Source organism: Nonomuraea sp. NPDC004186, from assembly GCF_053603495.1.
Genome location: NZ_JBSGFQ010000008.1, coordinates 1 through 18,714 on the forward strand (window position 1 = coordinate 1; position 18,714 = coordinate 18,714).

16 protein-coding genes are annotated in these 18,714 nt (G+C 71.1%); 4 read left to right on the forward strand and 12 right to left on the reverse strand.

All coding sequences use genetic code 11. The annotated features are described in order from the left end of the window. Positions 1 to 1,081: AAA family ATPase (locus tag ACWEPL_RS08515; protein WP_452435596.1), on the reverse strand; the 1,081-nt coding region annotated here is incomplete at its 3' end. A 194-nt stretch (positions 1,082 to 1,275) separates the two neighbouring features. Between ACWEPL_RS08515 and ACWEPL_RS08520 the strand changes: the two genes are divergently transcribed. Next, complete coding sequence (locus ACWEPL_RS08520; protein ID WP_363968092.1) at positions 1,276 to 1,839, forward strand: permease; 564 nt, start codon at positions 1,276 to 1,278, stop codon at positions 1,837 to 1,839. A gap of 12 nt (positions 1,840 to 1,851) precedes the next feature. Next, positions 1,852 to 2,634, forward strand: a complete 783-nt coding sequence (locus ACWEPL_RS08525) for an alpha/beta fold hydrolase (RefSeq protein WP_452435597.1) — start codon at positions 1,852 to 1,854, stop codon at positions 2,632 to 2,634. 6 nt (positions 2,635 to 2,640) lie between these two features. Here the strand turns inward: ACWEPL_RS08525 and ACWEPL_RS08530 are convergent, their stop codons facing one another. The 6 genes from ACWEPL_RS08530 to ACWEPL_RS08555 form a co-directional block, all read right to left on the reverse strand. Further along, on the reverse strand, positions 2,641 to 2,988 hold the full coding sequence (locus tag ACWEPL_RS08530; protein ID WP_452435598.1) for a ribosomal maturation YjgA family protein: 348 nt from the start codon (positions 2,986 to 2,988) through the stop codon (positions 2,641 to 2,643). A gap of 9 nt (positions 2,989 to 2,997) precedes the next feature. After that, positions 2,998 to 4,398, reverse strand: a complete 1,401-nt coding sequence (locus ACWEPL_RS08535) for a GH1 family beta-glucosidase (protein WP_452435599.1) — start codon at positions 4,396 to 4,398, stop codon at positions 2,998 to 3,000. A 57-nt stretch (positions 4,399 to 4,455) separates the two neighbouring features. Further along, positions 4,456 to 7,890 (reverse strand): CBM96 family carbohydrate-binding protein, encoded by a 3,435-nt coding sequence (locus ACWEPL_RS08540; RefSeq protein ID WP_452435600.1) that lies wholly within the window; start codon positions 7,888 to 7,890, stop codon positions 4,456 to 4,458. 59 nt (positions 7,891 to 7,949) lie between these two features. Beyond that, the gene (locus ACWEPL_RS08545) at positions 7,950 to 9,590 is read right to left on the reverse strand and encodes an extracellular solute-binding protein (protein ID WP_452435601.1); all 1,641 of its coding nucleotides are present in this window, start codon (positions 9,588 to 9,590) and stop codon (positions 7,950 to 7,952) included. A gap of 83 nt (positions 9,591 to 9,673) precedes the next feature. Continuing rightward, a complete protein-coding gene (locus ACWEPL_RS08550) occupies positions 9,674 to 10,558 on the reverse strand; it encodes a carbohydrate ABC transporter permease (RefSeq protein ID WP_449911081.1) in 885 nt (294 codons plus the stop codon). Beyond that, positions 10,555 to 11,529, reverse strand: a complete 975-nt coding sequence (locus tag ACWEPL_RS08555; RefSeq protein ID WP_350741167.1) for an ABC transporter permease — start codon at positions 11,527 to 11,529, stop codon at positions 10,555 to 10,557. The genes ACWEPL_RS08550 and ACWEPL_RS08555 overlap by 4 nt, the downstream gene beginning before the upstream one ends. A 195-nt stretch (positions 11,530 to 11,724) precedes the next feature. On the opposite strand from ACWEPL_RS08555, the gene ACWEPL_RS08560 reads away from it, so the two are divergent. Together ACWEPL_RS08560 and ACWEPL_RS08565 are read left to right on the forward strand one after the other, a co-directional pair. Further along, positions 11,725 to 12,762 carry a LacI family DNA-binding transcriptional regulator gene (locus ACWEPL_RS08560; RefSeq protein WP_363968077.1) on the forward strand — a complete coding sequence of 346 codons (1,038 nt, stop codon included), beginning with the start codon at positions 11,725 to 11,727 and terminating at the stop codon, positions 12,760 to 12,762. A 37-nt stretch (positions 12,763 to 12,799) separates the two neighbouring features. Beyond that, positions 12,800 to 13,783, forward strand: coding sequence for a hydroxyacid dehydrogenase (locus tag ACWEPL_RS08565; RefSeq protein ID WP_452435602.1), 984 nt, complete (start codon positions 12,800 to 12,802; stop codon positions 13,781 to 13,783). A gap of 93 nt (positions 13,784 to 13,876) precedes the next feature. Here the strand turns inward: ACWEPL_RS08565 and ACWEPL_RS08570 are convergent, their stop codons facing one another. The 5 genes from ACWEPL_RS08570 to ACWEPL_RS08590 are packed head-to-tail and all read right to left on the reverse strand — an operon-like array spanning position 13,877 to position 18,710. Then, entirely contained in the window at positions 13,877 to 14,869 is a 993-nt protein-coding gene (locus ACWEPL_RS08570; RefSeq protein ID WP_355197038.1) for an Lrp/AsnC family transcriptional regulator, read from the reverse strand. Positions 14,870 to 14,888: 19 nt separating this feature from the next. Next, positions 14,889 to 15,728, reverse strand: a complete 840-nt coding sequence (locus ACWEPL_RS08575) for an alpha/beta fold hydrolase (RefSeq protein WP_452435603.1) — start codon at positions 15,726 to 15,728, stop codon at positions 14,889 to 14,891. A gap of 11 nt (positions 15,729 to 15,739) precedes the next feature. Continuing rightward, positions 15,740 to 16,909, reverse strand: coding sequence for a M24 family metallopeptidase (locus ACWEPL_RS08580; protein ID WP_452435604.1), 1,170 nt, complete (start codon positions 16,907 to 16,909; stop codon positions 15,740 to 15,742). After that, positions 16,906 to 17,760, reverse strand: a complete 855-nt coding sequence (locus tag ACWEPL_RS08585; RefSeq protein WP_363968068.1) for an ABC transporter permease — start codon at positions 17,758 to 17,760, stop codon at positions 16,906 to 16,908. Before ACWEPL_RS08585 ends, ACWEPL_RS08580 begins: the two co-directional genes overlap by 4 nt. Continuing rightward, complete coding sequence (locus tag ACWEPL_RS08590; protein WP_355197032.1) at positions 17,757 to 18,710, reverse strand: ABC transporter permease; 954 nt, start codon at positions 18,708 to 18,710, stop codon at positions 17,757 to 17,759. The genes ACWEPL_RS08585 and ACWEPL_RS08590 overlap by 4 nt, the downstream gene beginning before the upstream one ends. Positions 18,711 to 18,714: the final 4 nt, after the last annotated feature.

Consider the following 18,714-nt stretch of genomic DNA (forward strand, 5'->3'; position numbering starts at 1 on the left):
GTTCGAGCGCGGCGGCGATCGGCTCGTCGCGGCCGGTCACGGCGGCGGCCAGGTGCCAGGCGCGGCGGTCGGCGTCCTGCTCGTCGTCGAGCACGCCGGCGAGGGCGCGGTGCGCGGCCAGGCGCTCGTCGTAGGCCGCCCGCCGAGCCGCCGCCGTACGCATCAGCGGGTGGCCGAAGGACAGCCGCTCGCCGGTGATGGACAGGAAACCGGCGCGCTCGGCCGGGCCCAGGGCGGCGGCGTCGACCCCCAGCCTCCCGGCCGCGCGCACGACCACGTCGAGATCCCCGGCGTCGTCAAGGGCGGCGACCATCAGCATCGTCTGGCTGTCCGGCGGCAGGACGGCGATCCGCGCCTCGTACGCCTCCTGGATCCGGCGCGGCAGCGGCAGCGACTCCGGCGCGTGGTGCGGCGAATCGGGCATCCGGGGCAACTCGATCAGGGCGAGCGGGTTGCCGCCGCTCTCGGCGAGGATCCTCTCCCGTACGTGGGGGCCCAGACCGGGCGTGTGCTCGCGCAGCAGATCGCCGGCGGCCTGCCGGTCGAGGCCTTCGAGCCGTAACTCGGGCACTCCGGGCGCGTGGAAGGCGTCCCTGGCCGCGAACAGCAGGGCGATCCCCTCCGAGTGCAGCCGCCGGGCCGCGAACAGCAGCGCCTCGGCCGACGACCGGTCCATCCACTGCGCGTCGTCGACCAGGCAGAGCAGCGGGCCGTCCTCGGCCAGTTCGGTGAGCAGCGACAGGGCGGCCAGGCCGATGAGGAAGCGGTCCTCCGGCGCGGTGGCGAGGCCGAACGCGCCTTCCAGCGCCCTGGCCTGCGGCGCCGGAAGCCTGCCGATCCGGTCGAGCGCCGGGCGGAGCAGCAGGTGGAGCGCCGCGAAGGGCAGCTCGGCCTCGGTCTCGATGCCGGTGCCGCGCAGCGGACGCATGCCCTCCGCCGACCGGGCGGCGTGGTCGAGGAGCGCGGACTTGCCGATCCCGGGCTCGCCCCGCAGGATCAGGCTCCCGCTCCGGCCGCCCCTGGCCTGCGCGATCAGAACGTCGATCTGCGCCTGCTCCCTCTCCCGTCCCCACAGCACCATCAGAATGTAGCGCCCCCCGACACCAGACAATCGTCCGATACCGGGCAGACGCTCTCCCTCCCTAACGTCGTACACGCCACGTAAGGAGAGACATGGATTTCTTACTTTTCTTGCTGCTGTTCGTCGCGCTGTGCGGGTGGCTCGACCACTGGGCCACCCGAACTCCCGAGCCGGTCTCCAAGGAGGGACGCTGAATGTTCGTCGGACACTTCGGTCTGGCCGCCGCCGTCAAAGCCGGCCAGCCCCGCGTCCCGCTGTGGTCGCTCATGCTCGCCACGCAGTTCCTCGACGTCATCTTCGTGATCCTGTTCCTGGCGGGCGGGATCGAGTCCTTCCAGGCCGTCGCCCCGGGCACCTACGGCGAGGCGCTGATCGACGCGCAGTACACCCACTCACTGCTGGGCGCGTTGCTGCTGTCGGCGCTGTACGGCGGCTTCGGAGCCTGGCGGTGGGGCCGCACGGCCGGGTGGGTGCTGGGCGCGGTGACGTTCAGCCACTGGCTGCTCGACCTGCTCGTCCACCGGGCCGACCTGCCGTTGCTGCCCGGCAACGCCGGCGACCTGCCGCTGCTCGGCTTCGGACTGTGGCAGATCCCCTGGCTCACGGGCGTCGCCGAGGGGGTTCTCGTGGTGGTCGGCGCGGTCCTGTACTTCCGCTCGGTACGGGAGCGCGCCACGGTCACCTGGCGGGCGATGGTCTCCGGCGGTGCGATGGCCCTGCTGCTCGCGCTGGGGCTGATCGTGGACATCGTCAGTTAGGAAGGTGGCGACATGTTCGTTGACGTTCCGGGCGGTCGCCTGGCCTACGACAGTGTCGGCGAAGGGCCGCTCGTCGTGTGCGTACCCGGTCTGGGGGACACCCGCGAGGCCTACCGGTTCCTGCGCCCGCAGCTGGTGGAGGCGGGGTACCGGGTGGTGACGGCGGACCTGCGCGGCCACGGGGAGTCCTCGGCGGGCTGGGACGACTACTCCCAGTCCGCGGTGGGCGGCGACATCGTGGCCCTGCTGGAGGAGCTGGACGCGCCCGGCGCCGTCCTGCTCGGCAACTCCTACGCGGCGGGCGGCGTCGTCCGCGCCGCCGCGGAGGCGCCCGAGCGGGTGGCCGGGATCGTCGCGATCGACGGCTTCATCAGAGCCGTCCCCCTCAACGTCGCCGTCCGCGCGCTGGTCCGGCTGATCGCCGCCTCCCCGCGGCTGTGGAGCCTCTACTACGCCATGGCGCACCGTACGGCCAGGCCCGCCGACCTGGCCGGACACCGCGCCGAACTGGTGGCCATGCTGCGCGACCCGAAACGGCGCGAGGCGATGCGCGCCATGCTCCTCGACCGCGAACCGGACGCCGAGCGGGCCATCGCCCAGGTCCGCTGCCCGGCCCTGGTCCTCATGGGCGCCAAGGACCCCGACTTCCCCGACCCGGCGGCCGAGGCGCGGACCCAGGCGTCGCTGCTGCGCGGGCAGGCTGTCGTGATCGATGGCGCGGGCCACTACCCGATGTCGGAGTATCCCGAGCGTACGGCCGAGGCGCTGCTGCCCTTCCTGAAGAACGCGTTCTGACGGTGCTCATCCCGGCCTCCGCAGCCAGAGCGTGTGCGCGGCCCAGGCCGCCGCCGCGCCCACCGCGTACCAGAAGAGGTCAGGCGGGTTGAACGTGCTGCCCAGCAGCGGCCGCAGCACGGCCGGGATCTCCCCGAGCTGGGCGAACTCGATCGCCCAGCTCGCCCCGGCCGCCATCACCGCCGGCACCCAGGGGCGCACCCGGGGGAGGACCAGCACCACGAGCGTGTAGATCAACACGGTGTAGAGGGCGTCGCCCGCGTACTTCGACACCGGGCCGTCGAAGAACGCGCGCACCCCCAATCCGGCCGCGACGGTCAGGACGGCTGCGCAGAGAGCGACTAGGCGGGGCACCGGATCACGTTATCGATACTGCGACATCGGTGCGGTCGCTCGCGGCAGCGCGTTGCGGCGGATCACTTCGGCGTACCAGTGGCCGCTGTTCTTGATCGTGCGGTGCTGGGTGGTGTAGTCGACGTGGACGAGGCCGAAGCGACGGGAGTATCCCCACCCCCATTCGAAGTTGTCCATGAGGGACCACGCGAAGTAGCCCTGGAGCGGCACGCCGGCGCGGATCGCCTCCAGGCAGGCGTGCAGGTGCTGCGCGTAGTAGTCGATACGGTCCTGGTCGCGCACTCCGCCGTCGGCGTCGACCGTGTCGGAGTAGGCGGCGCCGTTCTCGGTGACGTAGAGCGGAATCGGTCCGTAGTCCTCGGTGACGCGGCGCAGCAGCGCGGTGAGTCCGGCCGGGTCGACCTCCCAGTCCATGTGGGTGACCGGGAAGCCGCGGCGGATGAAGCTGACGTCCTCACAACCCGGCCAGGCCGCGCCGGCGCTGGGCCGACCGTCGGCGGACGCCGCGACCACGAGAGGGTTGTAGTAGTTGAGGCCGAGGAAGTCGATCGGCGCGGCGATGGTCGCCAGGTCGCCCGGGTGGATGAAGGACAAGTCGGTCAGGTGGGCGACGTCGCCGGAGACGTCGGCCGGGTATTCGGCACGCAGCAGCGGATCGAGGAAGATCCGGTTGCCGATGCCGTCGACGCGGCGCAGCGCCTCACGGTCGGCCGGGCTGTCCGAGTACGCGATGAGCGACTGCACGTTGAGCGTGGTGCCGATGACGGCGGCCGAGTCGGCGGTCCGGATCGCCCGGGTGGCCAGACCGTGACCGAGCAGCAGGTGATGAGATGCGGCCAGCGCGGCGGCGCCGTCGCTGCGGCCGGGCGCGTGCCGGCCGTCGGCATAGCCGAGGAAAGCGGCGCACCACGGTTCGTTGAGCGTGATCCAGTGGCGGACGCGGTCGCCCAGCGCTCCGTGGACGAGTGCGGCGTATTCGGCGAAGCGAGCGGCGGTGTCCCGGGCGGGCCACCCTCCGGCGTCCTCGAGTTCCTGCGGCAGGTCCCAGTGGTAGAGCGTGACCCACGGCTCGATCCCCCGGTCCAGCAGCTCGTCGGCGAGCCGCCGGTAGAAGTCGAGCCCGCGCTGGTTGGCCCGGCCCCGGCCGCCGGGCTGCACCCGGGGCCAGGAGACGGAGAACCGGTACGCGTTCAGGCCCAGCCGGGCCATGAGGGCGACGTCGCCGGCGTACCGGTGGTAGTGGTCGCAAGCGACGTCGCCGGTGTCCCCGTCGAGCACGCGTCCCGGGGTGTGGCTGAAGGTGTCCCAGATCGAGGCGGTGCGGCCGTCCTCGGCGACGGCGCCTTCGACCTGGTACGCCGCCGTCGCGGCACCCCAGAGAAAGCCCTGGGGGAAGGGAAGTGCGGACACGGAGGGCCTCTCGGGTGAGGACGGCGCCGGCCGGGTGACCGGCGCCGTCGCGCGGGGTCAGGACAGCGTCAGTTCCAGGTAGGGGTGGTTGTCGGTCGCTTCCTTGCTGGAGAAGGAGGTGAACGGCCCGTACGCCGTGGCGGTGGACGTGATCGCGAGGCTGGCCTCCTGCCCGGCGGCGAGCTGGGCCTGGACGAACGCGGTGACGTCGACGGCGTGCCAGGACGCGGTGGTGTCGAGCGTGAACGTGCCGAGACCGGCGCCCAGCGGCGGCCGGGTGTCCCAGGTCAGCGTGGCTTCGCTCCAGCTCGCGTCGGTGACCGCGTGGACGGCGTCGGTCGCGCCCGCGGCGTCGCTGGTCGAGCCGTAGACGTGCAGGGTGGCCGAGACGACCGTGCCGTGCGCCGCGGTCAGCGGGAAGGTCAGGTACGCGATCCGGTCGAACCCGCTGCCGAGGCTGGGATTGTTGCGTACTTCGAGGACGGAGCCCGTGCCGAAGGCGGTGGCCGCGTAGGTGCCGTCGCGGACGAACCCGTCGGCCACGGGTTCGATGTGCGACGGGTCGACCACCGACACCGGCACACGGACGACCTTCAGTATCGGTGCGTGAATGATCAGCGCGCCGACTTTCGCGCTGCCACCGCCGGCGGCGGTGACCAGGCCGGAGCCGTCCACCGTGGCCACGGCCGGATGGCTGCTGGTCCAGGTGATGGTCGCCGTGGACAGATCGGCCGGGCTGCCGTCGGTCTGCTTGCCGGTCAGGCTCAGCCGCAGGGTGTCGCCGATCGACAGGGCCGGCGGGCCGGCCGGGGACGCGGTCACGGTCCCGAGAACGACCGGCCGGGGCGCCGCGTCCGCCTGGGCGTCGGACTTTCCGGCGTAGACCCGGACCTCCGTGACGCTGTTGTAGCTGCTGACGGAGTTTCCGTGGCCGACCAGCCGGACGTGGCGGGCCGGCCGCGCCGCGAAGGAGAAAACTTCGGCGTCGTCGGACGTGCCGGCGGAGACGGCTCGCGTGAGCGCCGCGTTCCAGGTGGTGCCGTCGGTGGAGGTGAGGACGTCGAAGGTGGACGTTCGCGCGTGCCCGTTGAAGAACGCGACGGCGACGGCGCCGACGGTGCGCTTGGCGCCGAGGTCGAGCGTGAGTGTCTGCCCGTCGCCCGCCGCGGCCCAGCGGCTGCCCATGTTGCCGTCGACGGCGTCGGCCGCGGGGCTGCCCTCGTTCGCGCTGGCGATGACCGACGCGACGGGCAGTGCGGTGGCGGTCTTTCCCGCCTGCCGGAAGTGCACCTGGTAGGCAGGGCCGTAGACCTTCTGGCGGTTGGCGTCGAGCTTGAAGGTCGTCACGGTGGCCGTGCCCGGGATCGCGGTCGCCCGGGTGACGGTCGCGTAGGTGCCGCTCGGCGTCAGGGGGACGACCTTGGGCGCGGTGGCGGTGTTCGCGGGCAGGGTGATGTCGTAGCGGTAGCGCCGCGGATCGAATCCGGCCAGGTGGTCGGCGCCGACCATGATGTCGGTCAGGGCCGTCGGGCCGGTCGCGCCCGGCGTCCAGGAGGCCAGGGGGGTTACCGCCGGGGTGTCGGTGGGCGGCTTCTGTCCCGCGGCGAGGGGAACCATCCGCATCGCCACCGTGGTGGTCCCGGCCGCGGTCAGCTGGATCGCGAGGGTTCGTGAGCCGGGCTGTCGGCTCTGGCCGGTGGGGTCGGGGCTGTCCGGCAAGGGCCGGGAGTCCCCGATGAGCAGCTGTCCATCGGTGGTGAGCAGTTGGACCCAGAGCCGCTGTCCGCCTCGGTAGAGGGTGGCCGACCGTCTGTCGGCGGCCACCACGACGTCGGCGCGGGTGTGCAGGAACGACCAGTAGCCGATCGGTTCGCTCGTCTTCACCTCGTCCTGGAGCAGCACCTGCCGCCGGTCGTCGAACAGTTGCAGGCCGCGCTGGGCGCGTTGCACCCGGCCGCCGTAGAGGCCGGTGAGGTCGGTGATCTCGTACCACTTCTGGGGCGTCGAGCTGACGGTGGTGATCGGAGCGCCGACGGTCAGCGCGGTGGAGGGGGTGGGCCCGGTGCCGAGCCGCATCGTGTTCTGGCCCTCGGGACGGGTCACGTAGTAGTCCCATCGGCCGCCGGTGTCCTTGGTCCAGTCGAAGTACCCCGGGAGGCTGTAGCTGTCGAGGCCGAGGTCGTCGAACCAGCGCACCCCCGCGGCGTCGAGGACGAAGTCTCCGGCGTCGAGGTTCTCGTGGGCGGCGATCTGGTCGTACCCGGCGCGCATGCCCTTGGTGGCGACGGAGACCGCGTAGGGGTCGTCCCAGGCGCTGCGGGCGGTGGCGATCTCGACGCCGTCGAAGAAGGCGTCGGTCGCCGCCGGATGGCCGGCGCCGCCGCCGTCGGCCGGGTCGTACCAGAGGATGTCCATCGGGCTGGCCGAGCGGTCGGCGAGCCGCGCCTGCCAGGCCATGTAGTACGGCTTGCCGTAGCGGGTGGCGAGCCACATCATGAACGGCGCCTGCCAGGTCGGGGTGACCGCGCCGAGCACGTCGGTTCCGCCGTCGCCGTAGTTGAAGGTCAGGCCGGTCGCGCCGGTCGCGTGGACGCCGTAGTCGCCGGTGCCGGCGAGGCCGGGCAGGTCGGACAGGCCGAAGTCGGTGCCGGTCGCGGTCTTCATGGCGGCGAGGTAGAGGACGAGGTACTCGGTGGCGTACTGCCAGTACTGCGGGCTCTCGCCGCCGGCGCCGTCCGGGCCGTAGCCGCTGATCCCGTTCTGGATCGACGTGATGCTCGCTTTGAGCACCTGGTCGACGACGCCGCGCTCGTCGGCGGTCAGGCCCGGGTCGTCGCCGATGGCCAGCGCCCCGAGCGCGACCGCGTTGCAGACGAGGTTCCAGTTGTGGTTCTGGGTGTAGAAGCTGGTGGCGTACCCGTAGCGGACGAGGGCCGGCCGCAGGGCCTTGGTGACGATGGCGGATCGGATCGTGGCCTTGTCACTCGCCGACAGATAGTCGTAGAGCCAGTCGTAGCCGATCGCGACGCTGTTGGACAGCTCTCCGACCTCCAGGAACTGGTCCTTGTCCCAGGCCGGGGCGGAGGAGAGGGCGACGAGTTCGCGCGCCGCGCGTTCGGCGTACCGGGTCTCGCCGGTGATCCGGTAGACGAGAGCGAGGGCGTAGACGCGGCGTTTCGCCTCGTCGATGACGGAGGTCGACAGGGCGGTCGGCGGCGAGGTGGCGAGGACGCCGTCCGCGCCGGCCTTGACCTGGGCATACCAGGCCTTGAGCCGGGTGTCGGTGCCGATGCGCCGGGCGGCGGCGGAGAACGTCTGCGCGGTCGCCAGGAGCCGCGGGTGCTCCGGCGCCAGCAGCGCGACGACGCTGGCCGGAGGCTGGACGGGATCGGCGTGCGCGGGCGTGTCCACCGCCGCCAGGGTCGTCAACGTGGCGAGGGTCAGGACGAGGGCGGCGGCGCCCGCGCGGAGCCGGGCGGCGGTTGTGCTCAAGGACGGCATGGCACAGCCTTCTCTCTTCGATGGAGTTGCCCCCATGCGTCTGCGGTGGGTCAGTGGTTGGCCGCGTGCTGCTCGGCGAGTTCCTTGGCGATGGCGTCGCCACCCTGGGACTTCCACTGCGAGACGGCCCCGCTCCAGTCCGACACCGGGCGCTTGCCCGTGATGATCGCGTTGGTCACGTCGGTGATCTGCTGGTTGAGCTTCGTGCCCTGCGCGGCCTGGGTCGGCGAGACCAGGCCGTAGGACGGGTCGCCGACGCCGATGGGGACGATCTCCTGCTGGGCCTGGTAGCTGCGGCGGGTGGCGTCGGCGCTGCCGGGCAGGTAGAGCACATACGGAGCGGCCGCGATGTACTGCAGGGGCAGGTTCGTCTTGTTCTCGCCGCCGGTGGTGGCCAGCGCGGTGGGCAACGGGTCGCCGTCGGCACCGGTGGTGAAGTGCACCCCGGCGACACCGTAGTTGATCAGCTCGTACTCCTTGCTGCCGAACGGCGCGGCCAGGAAGTTCAGCACTCGCAGCAGCATCTTGATGCGCTCCGGCGACGCCTTCTTCAGGGCGGTGAAGCCGCCGCGGCCGCTGTTGGAGAACACCCCGTTGCCCAGCCACGGAGTCGGGTTGTCGCCGTACGGGCGGACGAAGTCGACCGTGAAGGCGTCGCCGACCCCGGAGACCATTCCCGGGTAGCCGCCGATGCCGCCGCCCAGGGTCAGCGTCGTGCCGTTCATGAAGAACGTGTTCGCCTGGGTGGCCTGGGTGCTCAGCAGGTCCGGGTAGAAGTAGCCCTTGGCGTACCAGTCGCGCAGCCGCTGCAGCACCTCCGGGTAGACCGGGTTCTCGTAACGGCTGGTGAACGCGCCGTCGGCGAGCACCCAGTTGCTGGGGACACCGGCCGCGCCGAGGTGGATGTTCTCGCTGAAGTTGTTGCCGCCCAGCGGGAACTGCTTGGCGGTGGCGAGCTTGGCCAAGCCCTCGGCGAACTGGGCCGTGGACACGCCGAGCCCCATCTTGATGCCGGCGGTCTCGAGCTTCTGCCTGTTGCCGAACATCACGCCGGCGAGCTGGGGCCGGGGCACCGGGACGCCGTACAGGCGGCCGCCGATTCGGCCGACGTTCTGCCATGAGATCGTCGGCAGGTTGGCCAGGTTCGGGTAGTCCTTGATCGCGTCACCGGAGATGTACTCGGTCAGATCGGCACACTTGGCCTGGGTGAACTGCAGTGCGTTGGACATCGCCAGGTCGATGGTGGCGATGATGTCGGGCAGGTCGCCGCCGGCCATCATGGTGGCGTACTTGGCGTTGAGATCGGCCGCCGGGACGAGGGTGAGGCGCAGGTCCACCCCGAGCGCCTCGTTGATCGCGGTCCACAGCTTGTTGCTCGCGGCCGGGGACGGCGCGGTGCCGTAGGTGATGACCATGCAGGTGACGACCGAGCCGTCGCCCGGCTTGCCGTCGACGGTCTGGGCCAGCTTCTGCGGATAGGTCAGGAAGGCGTCCTGGACACCTTGGGCGGTGCCGGGCAGGTCTGGCTTCACCAGGTTGATCGGGGTGTAGGTGGGGAGCGGGGCGAGACCCTTGCCCGCGTTGCCCACCGATGTGGCCGAGCCGTCGCCGCAGGCGGCGAGGCCGGGTACGGCGGAGGCGAGCGCGACGCCGCCGGTCAGTCTGAGCAGCGATCTCCGGGTGATGTCCATGGCAAGCGCTTTCCCTTCCGGGTGGGTTGTGCGGTCCGCGCTGGGCGCGGAAGGTGTGCAGGGGGGTGGGCCGTCGGGCGAGGTCAGCCCTTGATCGCGCCGGTGAGCACGCCTTTGGTGAAGAAGCGCTGCACGAGCGGATAGACCGCGAGAATCGGCAGCACCGCGACCACGACGGTGGCCATGGTCGTGGTCTGGGGGGCCACGCTGGCCCCGGCTCCGGCCGCGATCGACGTGTCGGGGTTGGCCCCGAGCATGACGATCTGCCGCAGCATGGGTTGCAGTGGCCAGGTGGACTGGTCGTCGAGGTAGAGCATGGCGTTGAAGAAGCTGTTCCAGTAGCCGACCGCGTAGTAGAAGCCGACCACCGCGATGATCGCCTTGGACAGCGGAAGCACGACGTGCCACAGCACGCGGCCGTCGCCGGCGCCGTCGATGCGGGCGCTCTCCGACAGTTGCGCCGGCAGGCCCTGGAAGTAGCCCCGCATGATGACCAGGTTGAAGGAGCTGATGAGCACCGGGGCGATCAGCGCCGCGTAGTGGTTGCGCAGGTCCAGGTTGCTGACGACCAGGAAGCTGGGGATGATCGCCGGCGGGAACAGGAAGGTGAGCAGGACGCCCAGCATGATCGGCTTGCCGCCGAAGACGTTCGGCCGGGCCAGCGCGTACGCCATCAGCACGGTGGCGGTGAGGCTCACCGCGGTGCCCACGATCGTGACCACGGCGGAGACGAGCACCGCGTGAGAGATCACCCCGGAACCGAACAGCCGCCGGTACGCGTCCAGCGTCACCTGCTCGGGCCAGATCGACCAGCCGCCGTTGCGGATCACCTGCAGGTCGGGCGACAGGCTGGTGGCGACGACCACCCAGAACGGGATGATCACCAGCGCCACCGTGATCATCACCGCGACGGCCTTCGCCGCCTTGGTGCTCGGCCGGGGCGGCTCCATCCAGACCGGACGTGTCATCGGTAGACTCCTTCCTCGCCAAGCCGGTGCGCGACCTTGTTGGCCACGACGATCAGGACCAGGCCGACGAGGCCCTTGAAGATGCCGGCCAGGGCGGCCGGTCCCCAGCTGCCGTTGACCACCCCGTGGTAGTAGGTGTAGGTGTCCAGGACCTCCGCGACCCCGGGGGAGAACCCGTCGCGCTGCAGCAGGACCTGATCGAAGCCGACGCTCAGGATGTCGCCCAGCCGCAGGATCAGCAGCAGGACGAGGACGGGTCGCAGGGACGGCAGGGTCACGTGCCACAGCCGCCTGCCCCACCCCGCGCCGTCGATCGCGGATGCCTCGTAGAGTTGGTCGTCGACGTTGTGCAGGGCGGCCAGCACGATGATCGTGCCCCAGCCGCAGTCCTTCCAGATCAGCTCGGCGATCATCAGCGGCTTGAACAACGACGGCTCGCTGAAGACGTTGACCAGGTGGTAGCCGTTGTCGGCGAACAGCCCGTTGAGCACGCCCGCCGCACCGAGCAGTTGCTGGAACAGCGCGACGACGATCACCCATGAGATGAAATGGGGCAGGTAGACGATGCTCTGGACCGCCTTGCGCACCCACCCTCGGGTCAGGCTGTGCAGCAGCAGCGCCAGGGCCACCGGCACCGGGAAATAGAAGATCAGCTGCAGCGTGGCGAGGCTGATGGTGTTGACCGCCGCCTGCCAGAAGTCGGGGTCGGCGAACAGCGCCCGGAAGTTGTCCAGGCCTACCCAGGGGCTGTTCGCGATGCCCGCGAACGGCAGGTAGTCCTGGAAGACGATGACGTTGCCCAGCAGGGCGACGTAGTGGAACACCAGGAAGTACAGCACTCCCGGTGCCATCATGAGCAGCAATAAGCGGCTGCGGCGCAGCCGCTGCCGCCGGCCGCCGCGCCGGCGCGCGGACTCGGCCGCGCTGGTGGGCGGATCGTCCGTCCGCCGGTCAGCGAGGGTGACGGCCACGTTGCCTCCTGGAAACAGCTACGTAATGGCGCTTGGTCCTCGGCACGTTAAAAGGGTTTCACTCGTACGTCAAGACCCACACTTCGCAAACAGGCAGATAGAGTCTCTCTCCTGGACCGGCCGCGAGGGCACGGGCTAGGCTCTGGAGTAAACCCTTTTAACAAAGCGGAACCGCGCACGGAGGTAGAGAACGGCATGGAGAACAGGCGGGCGAGCATCCGCGACGTGGCGGCCCGGGCGGGCGTCTCGGTGTCCACCGTGTCACGCATCCTCAACGGCAGTTATCCGCCGGCGCCGGAAACCCGCGACAAGGTCATGCGCGCGGTCCGCGACCTCGCCTACGTCGCCAATCCGCACGCCCGCGCACTGATCCACCAGGAGACCGGCACGATCGCCATCGTGGTCCGGATGCTCGACGACGGCTTTCTCATGAGCCTGGTCCAGAGCATCGCCAACACCCTCGCCGACGCCGGGCGGTTCTGCCTGATCGGCACCACCGGCGGCGACCCCGATCGCGAGCTGCAGGTGCTGCGGCAGATGAGCGCCCAGCACGCGCAGGCCATCGTCCTCATCGGCGCCGTCAGCGAAAGCCCGGAATACGTGCGCGAGACCAGCGCCTTCGCCGGCTCCCTCGCGCAGACCGGCTCACGTCTGGTGCTGTGCGCCCGCCCCCCGCTCGGCCCGGACGTACCCGCCCTCGTGGTCGAGTACGACAACGAGGGCGGTGCGTACGCCGCGACCAGTCACCTGCTGTCGCGCGGCCACCGCCGCATCCTGCTCCTGAGCGGCCAGCAGGACCACAGCACCACGGTGCGGCGGCGGGACGGATACCGCCGTGCCCTGGCCGACCTCGGCGGCGACCTCGACCCCCGGCTGGAGGCGGGCCCCGCGTGGAGCCGCGAGACCGGCTACGCCCGCATGCGCGACATTCTGCGGGCCGGGCCGCCGGACTTCACCGCCGTGTTCGCCCACACCGACCACGTCGCGAGCGGCGTCCTGCAAGCCCTGCGGGAGGCAGGGCTGCGCACGCCCGAGGACATCTCGGTCGTGGGGTTCGACGACGCCACCTTCGCCGCCGATCTCGGACTGACCACCGTGCACATTCCCGCCCGGGAGCTGGGCCGGCTCGCCGCCACGATGGCGATGGCGCCGGACACCGTCGACCCGCGGGTCGTGCTCGGCACTCACGTCGTCGTACGGGACAGCGTCGCGATCGCGGCCACCACCGAATAGGAGCATGATGACCCGCCGGCCCGTGACAGCACTGGTCATGTCCGAACCCACCATCCGCCAGCTTTTCGACGACGCACGATTCGAGCGACTACACAACCTCGCCCGGCTCGACCGCCCCGAAGCGCTGACCGAGCTCGGCTCACCGTCTAGCCGCGCCCGGCTCCGCGACATCGAAGTCATGATCACAGGTTGGGGGTGTCCGCTCCTGACCGGCGAGGTCCTCGATGCCGCTCCCCGGCTGCGCGCCGTGCTGCACGCGGCCGGCACCGTGAAGACGCATCTGACCGACGCCTCCTGCTGGGAACGCGGGATCCTCGTCACCTCCGCGGCCAACGCCAACGCGGTGCCCGTCGCGGAGTACACCCTCGCCGCGATCCTGCACAGCGGCAAACGCGTGAGCGCCTTCGCCGAGGCGTACCGGCGGCGGGGCGCCGACTCCGCGTGGCGGGAACGGGTGGCCGCCGGGTCGAACTACGGCGGCGTCGTCGGCATCGTCGGCCTGTCGCACACCGGCCGGCGGGTGGCACGCCTGCTGCAGGCCTTCGACCGCACCGTGCTCGTGAGCGACCCCTACGCCACCGAGGCGGACGCCGAGGACCTCGGCACGACCCTCGTGCCCCTGCCCGACCTGCTGCGCCGCAGCGACATCGTGACCCTGCACGCGCCGTCACTGCCCGAGACCCGCAACCTGCTGGACGCCGATCGCCTCGCTCTGCTTCCCGACCACGCCACGGTCATCAACACCGCCCGAGGCAGCCTGATCGACACCGACGCGCTCACCGCCGAATGCGTGAGCGGGCGGCTCAGCGCGATCCTCGACGTCACCGACCCCGAACCGCTGCCGGTCGACTCACCGCTGTTCGGGCTGCCCAACGTGCAGCTCACGCCGCACATCGCCGGAGCCATGGGCACGGAGGTCCATCGCCTCGCCGAGGCTGCCCTCGACGAACTCGAGCGGTACGCGAAGGGGCTGCCTCCGGCGTACCCGATCCACATGCGCGACCTCGCCCGCATCGCCTAGAAACCCCGGTACGGACATGCTCGCGTGAGAGCGCCCTTCCGCGCCGGCCGGCCGGTGTCCGTACCGGAACCGGGCTCTCTTCCCGCGGCCCGGTCAGCCGGCCAGCGCCGCGGCGATCCGGTCCTCCGCCCAGGGCACCATGAGGAAGCCGCGTTTGACCGTCAGCACCTGCACGCCCGCCGTCCACGACTGGATGCCGGGCACGGAGGCCAGCGTGCGCGAGGTGAAGTGGTGGATGTCGGCCGTGGTCGGCACGATCACCTCGCAGATCAGCGACGTCTGGCCCAGCAGGGAGGCGATCATCCGCACGCCGCGCTCGTTCGCGAGCCGCTCGGCGACGGCGTCCTGCATGCTGGGCTCGACCGACAGCCAGAAGAGCAGCTCCGCCTCGTAGCCGAGTGCGGCGGCCGGGATGAACGTGGCCGTGATGGCGCAGCCGCGCTCGACCATGGCCTCGAAGCGCCGCCTGGCCGTGCTCTCGCTGATGCCCAGCCGGTTGCCGACCGACTGGAAGCTGGCCCGCCCGTCCTCGCGCATCGCCGCCAGCACGGCGCGGTCGACGTCGTCGAGGTGCCCGCGCTCGCAGGTGTGCAGGGGCGGCTCCAGCGCGAACGGCGCCGCCTGCTCCCCGACCACGGGGACGCTCCAGTCGTAGCTGCGCTTGTAGGTGTGCAGCACGAGGTCGGCGACGCTCTGCTGGGTGCCGGGAATGGCGTGCACGACGTCGACCAGCATCGAGTACAGGTCGCGGTCCTTGGGCGCGACGAGCTCGAAGACGATGTCGTAGCCGCCGGTGACGATGGAGACGTACCGGATGTCGGGATTCTTGGCCAGCAGCCCGGCGACCCTGAGCTGGCTGCCGGGCGCGCACGACAGCCGGACGATGAACACGTGCACGGGCCCGTCGTGCTCCAGGTGCGGCAGCACCGCCACGCGGGCCAGGCCCGCGGCGAACAGGTGCTGGGCCCGGCGCGCCACCGTGCTGGTGGAGATGCCCAGCAACTGGGCGATGTCGGTCCAGCTCGCCCTGCCGTTCACGTGGAGCGCGGCGAGGATCTTCCGGTCGAGGTCGTCGAGATCTTCCATCGGGGGCATCATCGCGTGTTCAGCGCCGCCCGCGCACCTTGTCGAGGAAGTCGCGGACGGTCGCCTCCCACAGCTCGGCCTCCTCGACCTGCGGCGAGTGGCCGGACTTCTCGAATACCCGCAGCTCAGCCTGGGGGATGAGGCGGGCGATGGTCTCGCTGCACTCGACCGGCGTGATCCAGTCGTGCCTGCCGACGGTCACCAGGACCGGGGCCGTGATGCCGGGCAGCAGGTGCTTGATGTCGTAGTTCGGCTGGTTGACGGCGAAGGCGTGGTTGTGGGTGAGGTAGTGGTACGGAGTCGCGGCCACGCGCTGCTCGACCTTGGCCGGGTCGTAGTCGTGGTCATAGAGCGGCAGGATCTCCCGCCAGCAGTCCTTCAGGTCCGCGTCGTCGCGGACGGTGCCGGACATGATCCGATCCAGCTTGGCCGGGTCGATCCGCACCCGGGACGAGGCGGCGGCGTTGCGGGTGGCGAGCTCCTGGTTGGCGTTGTCGGCCGAGGTGTCGCGCAGCACGACGGCGCTGACGCGGTCGGGGTGGCGGGCGGCGTACTCCATGGCGATGAAGCCGCCGTACGAGCCGCCGGCGATCACGATGCGCTCGGCGCCGAGCCATTCGCGCAGGCCCTCGACGTCGGCGACCCACTGCTCGTGCGTGAACGGCCCGTTCTGTCCGCTCCTGCCTGATCCTCTGGCGTCGAAGACGACCACCCGGTAGGCGTCGGCGAGCCGCCCGAAGCTGGCCTTCGGCTCGGCGAGCGAGCCGAGCCCCGGGGCGCCGTGGTGGGCGATGATCGTCTCCTCGCCGTCGCCGAGGACCTCGACGTTCAGAGGGTTGCCGTTGATGTCGACGAACACGTGTCTGCCTTTCAGATGATGACGTCGGTGAGCTCGCGCGGGTACGCCGTGAGCCGGCGCGGCCCCGACTCGGTGACCAGGACGGTGTCGGAGATGCGGTACCCGGCGTGCCCCGGCACGTACACGCCGGGCTCGCTGGACAGGATCATGCCGGGGGCCAGCTCGGTGGTGTCGCCGTCGGACAGCCACGGCGGCTCGTGGAAGCCGAGCCCGATGCCGTGCCCCTGCCGGTGGCGGATGTACTCGCCCAGCCCGGCCTCCTCGATCACCGCCAGGCAGCGGCGGTTGGCCTCCTCGCAGGTCAGGCCCTCGATCAGGGCCTCGGTGCCGGTCTCCTGGGCCTCGCGGACGGTCTCGTAGTAGCGGGCCTGCCGCGTGGTGGGCTCGCCGATCACGAACGTGCGCTCGCTCTCGACGAACCGGCCGCCTACCGCGCAGCCGAGCGAGAGCATGAACGTCTCTCCCGCCCGCAGCCGGTCGCCGCCCGGCAGCCGGTGCGGCTGGGCCGAGTTGGAGCCGCCGTAGACGAGGCCGCCGGTGAGCATGGGGACCACGACGACGTCCTGGTGCCTGGCGTACATGAGGCGGGCGCCGTGGCTGATGACGTGGGAGGCCAGCTCCGTCTCGGCGGGCAGCTCGCCGCCGGCTTCGAGGGCCGCCCTGACCAGCTCGACGCCGGCCTCCAGCATGGCGTCGGCGATGCGCGCGGCCTCCTCGTGCAGGGTGATCTCCTCGGGCGTCTTGCGTAGCCGGACGCGGCCGACGGCCTCGCAGGTGCTCCAGCGGGTGCCGGGGAACGCCTCGGCCAGGGCCTGGCCGCGGGCGACGCTGGTGGAGGGTGCGTACGCGGCGGTCGCGGGCCGGCGTACGTGGCCGGCGAGCACCGCGAACGGCGGGCGGCGGCCGGGGAACTCGGGATAGGCCACGATCTCGGCGCGGGCCCGCTGGTCCTGGGCGTACTCGCGTTCGAGGTCCGGCACGAGCAGGACCGGGTCGCCGTCGAGCGGCAGCCAGCAGGCGACCGGGCGCTCGTTCGGGAAGTGGTGGAAGCCGGTGAGGTAGGCGACGTCGAGCGGGTCGTCGAGCAGCAGCGCCGACACGTCCTCCGCGGCCATCTCCGCGCGGACGCGGGCGAGCGCGCCGGCGTAGAAGGCGTCGGGGAGCCGCTGGCTGAAGGTCATGAGTCGCTCCTGTGGTTGCGGGCGTCGTTGTAGGCCACGGACAGCAGCGTCGTGGACAGGACGAGCAGCAAGATGGCCAGCGACGGGAAGAGCGTGGTCCACCAGGCGGAGGCGAGCGAGCCGGACTGCTGCGCCTTGTGCAGGATCGTCCCCCACGACCAGCTGTTGGGGTCGCCGAGGCCGAGGAAGGAGAGCCCGGCCTCGGCGAGCACGGCGCGGGAGGTGGTCAGCACGACCGACACGCCGACGACGGGGATGACGCCGGGCAGCAGGTGCTTGCGGACGATCCACAGCGACGAGCCGCCGACGACCTTGGCCGCCGACACGAACGGCATGGGCACGATCGCCAGCGCCTGCGAGCGGACCACGCGGGCCACCTCGGGCCAGCTGAACAGCGCGATGACCACGGCCAGCGTGCGCACGCTCGGCCCGGCCAGCGCCGCCACCAGGATCATCAGCGGCAGCACGGGCAGCGACAGCGACAGGTCCACCAGCACGCCGAGCGGTGTGTCGAGGCGGCGGAAGTAGGCGGCGCTGACGCCGATGAGCAGGCCGATCACGATGGCCAGCACGGAGGCGCTGACGCCGACCGCCATGCTGACCCGGGTGCCCCACACGACCTGGGCGAACACGTCCTGCCCGATGTCGTCGGTCCCGAACCAGTGGGCGGCCGACGGCGGCTGGGAGGTGTCGGCGCCGTACCCCTCGGGGAAGGGCGCGATCAGCGGCGCGAGGACCGCGACCAGTGCCAGCAGCACCAGCACGACGCCGCTGGCCAGGCCGAGCGGGTTGCGGCGGAACGCGCTCCAGGTCCGCTGCCTGGGCGTGAGCTCGATGGCAGCCACAGTCATGAGGTGCGCACCCTGGGGTCGAGGATTCCGTAGGCCACGTCGGTGATCAGGTTGGCGGCCACGACGGCCGCCGCGAGCAGCACGAACGCGCCCTGCAGGACGGGGAAGTCGAGCTGGCCGACCGCCTCGTAGATGGCGCGGCCGATGCCCGGGTAGGCGTAGATCGTCTCGGTCAGCACCGCGCCGCCGACCAGGGTGCCGAGCTGGAGCCCGGCGATGGTGGTGGTCGGCAGCAGCGCGTTGCGCAGGGCGTGCTTCCACACGACCTTCCCCGGGCGGACGCCCTTGGCCTTGGCCAGTGCGACGTAGTCCTCGCCGAGCGCGTCGATGAGCGTGGTGCGCATGGTGAGCACGTAGCCGCCCAGCTGGATGAGGACCAGCGACAGGCACGGCAGCACCAGGTGGTGCAGCATGCTGAGCGTGGCGCCGAAGCCGGTGGCATCGAGGTCGACCGCGCCGCCGATGGGGAACCAGCCGAGCCAGACCCCCAGGACGTACATGAGGAAGATCCCGACGCTCGGCACGAACAGGGACTGCGCGGTGACGCCGGTGACCTGGATCAGGCGGTCCAGCCACCCCTTGGCCTTGGTGGCGGCGAGCACGCCGAGCGGGATGCCCAGCGCGATCGTCACCACCATGGCCGAGATTGTCAGGATCAGCGTCCACGGCAGCCGCTCCATCAGCACGGTCGTGACGGGCACCGACTGACGGAACGACATGCCGAGGTTGCCGTGCAGGAGCTGGCCGAGGTAGTCGACGTACTGCGCGCCGAGTGACTTGTCCAGGCCGAAGTCGGCCAGGAGCTTCTGGCGCAGCTCCTCGGTCATGTTCGGGTCGGCCACGGCCAGCACCGGGTCGCCCGGCAGCAGGCGCACCAGGAAGAACGTGACCGTGACCGCGAACCACAGGGTGAGCAGGCCGCGGGCCAGCCGCAGGCCGATGAACCGCATGGCG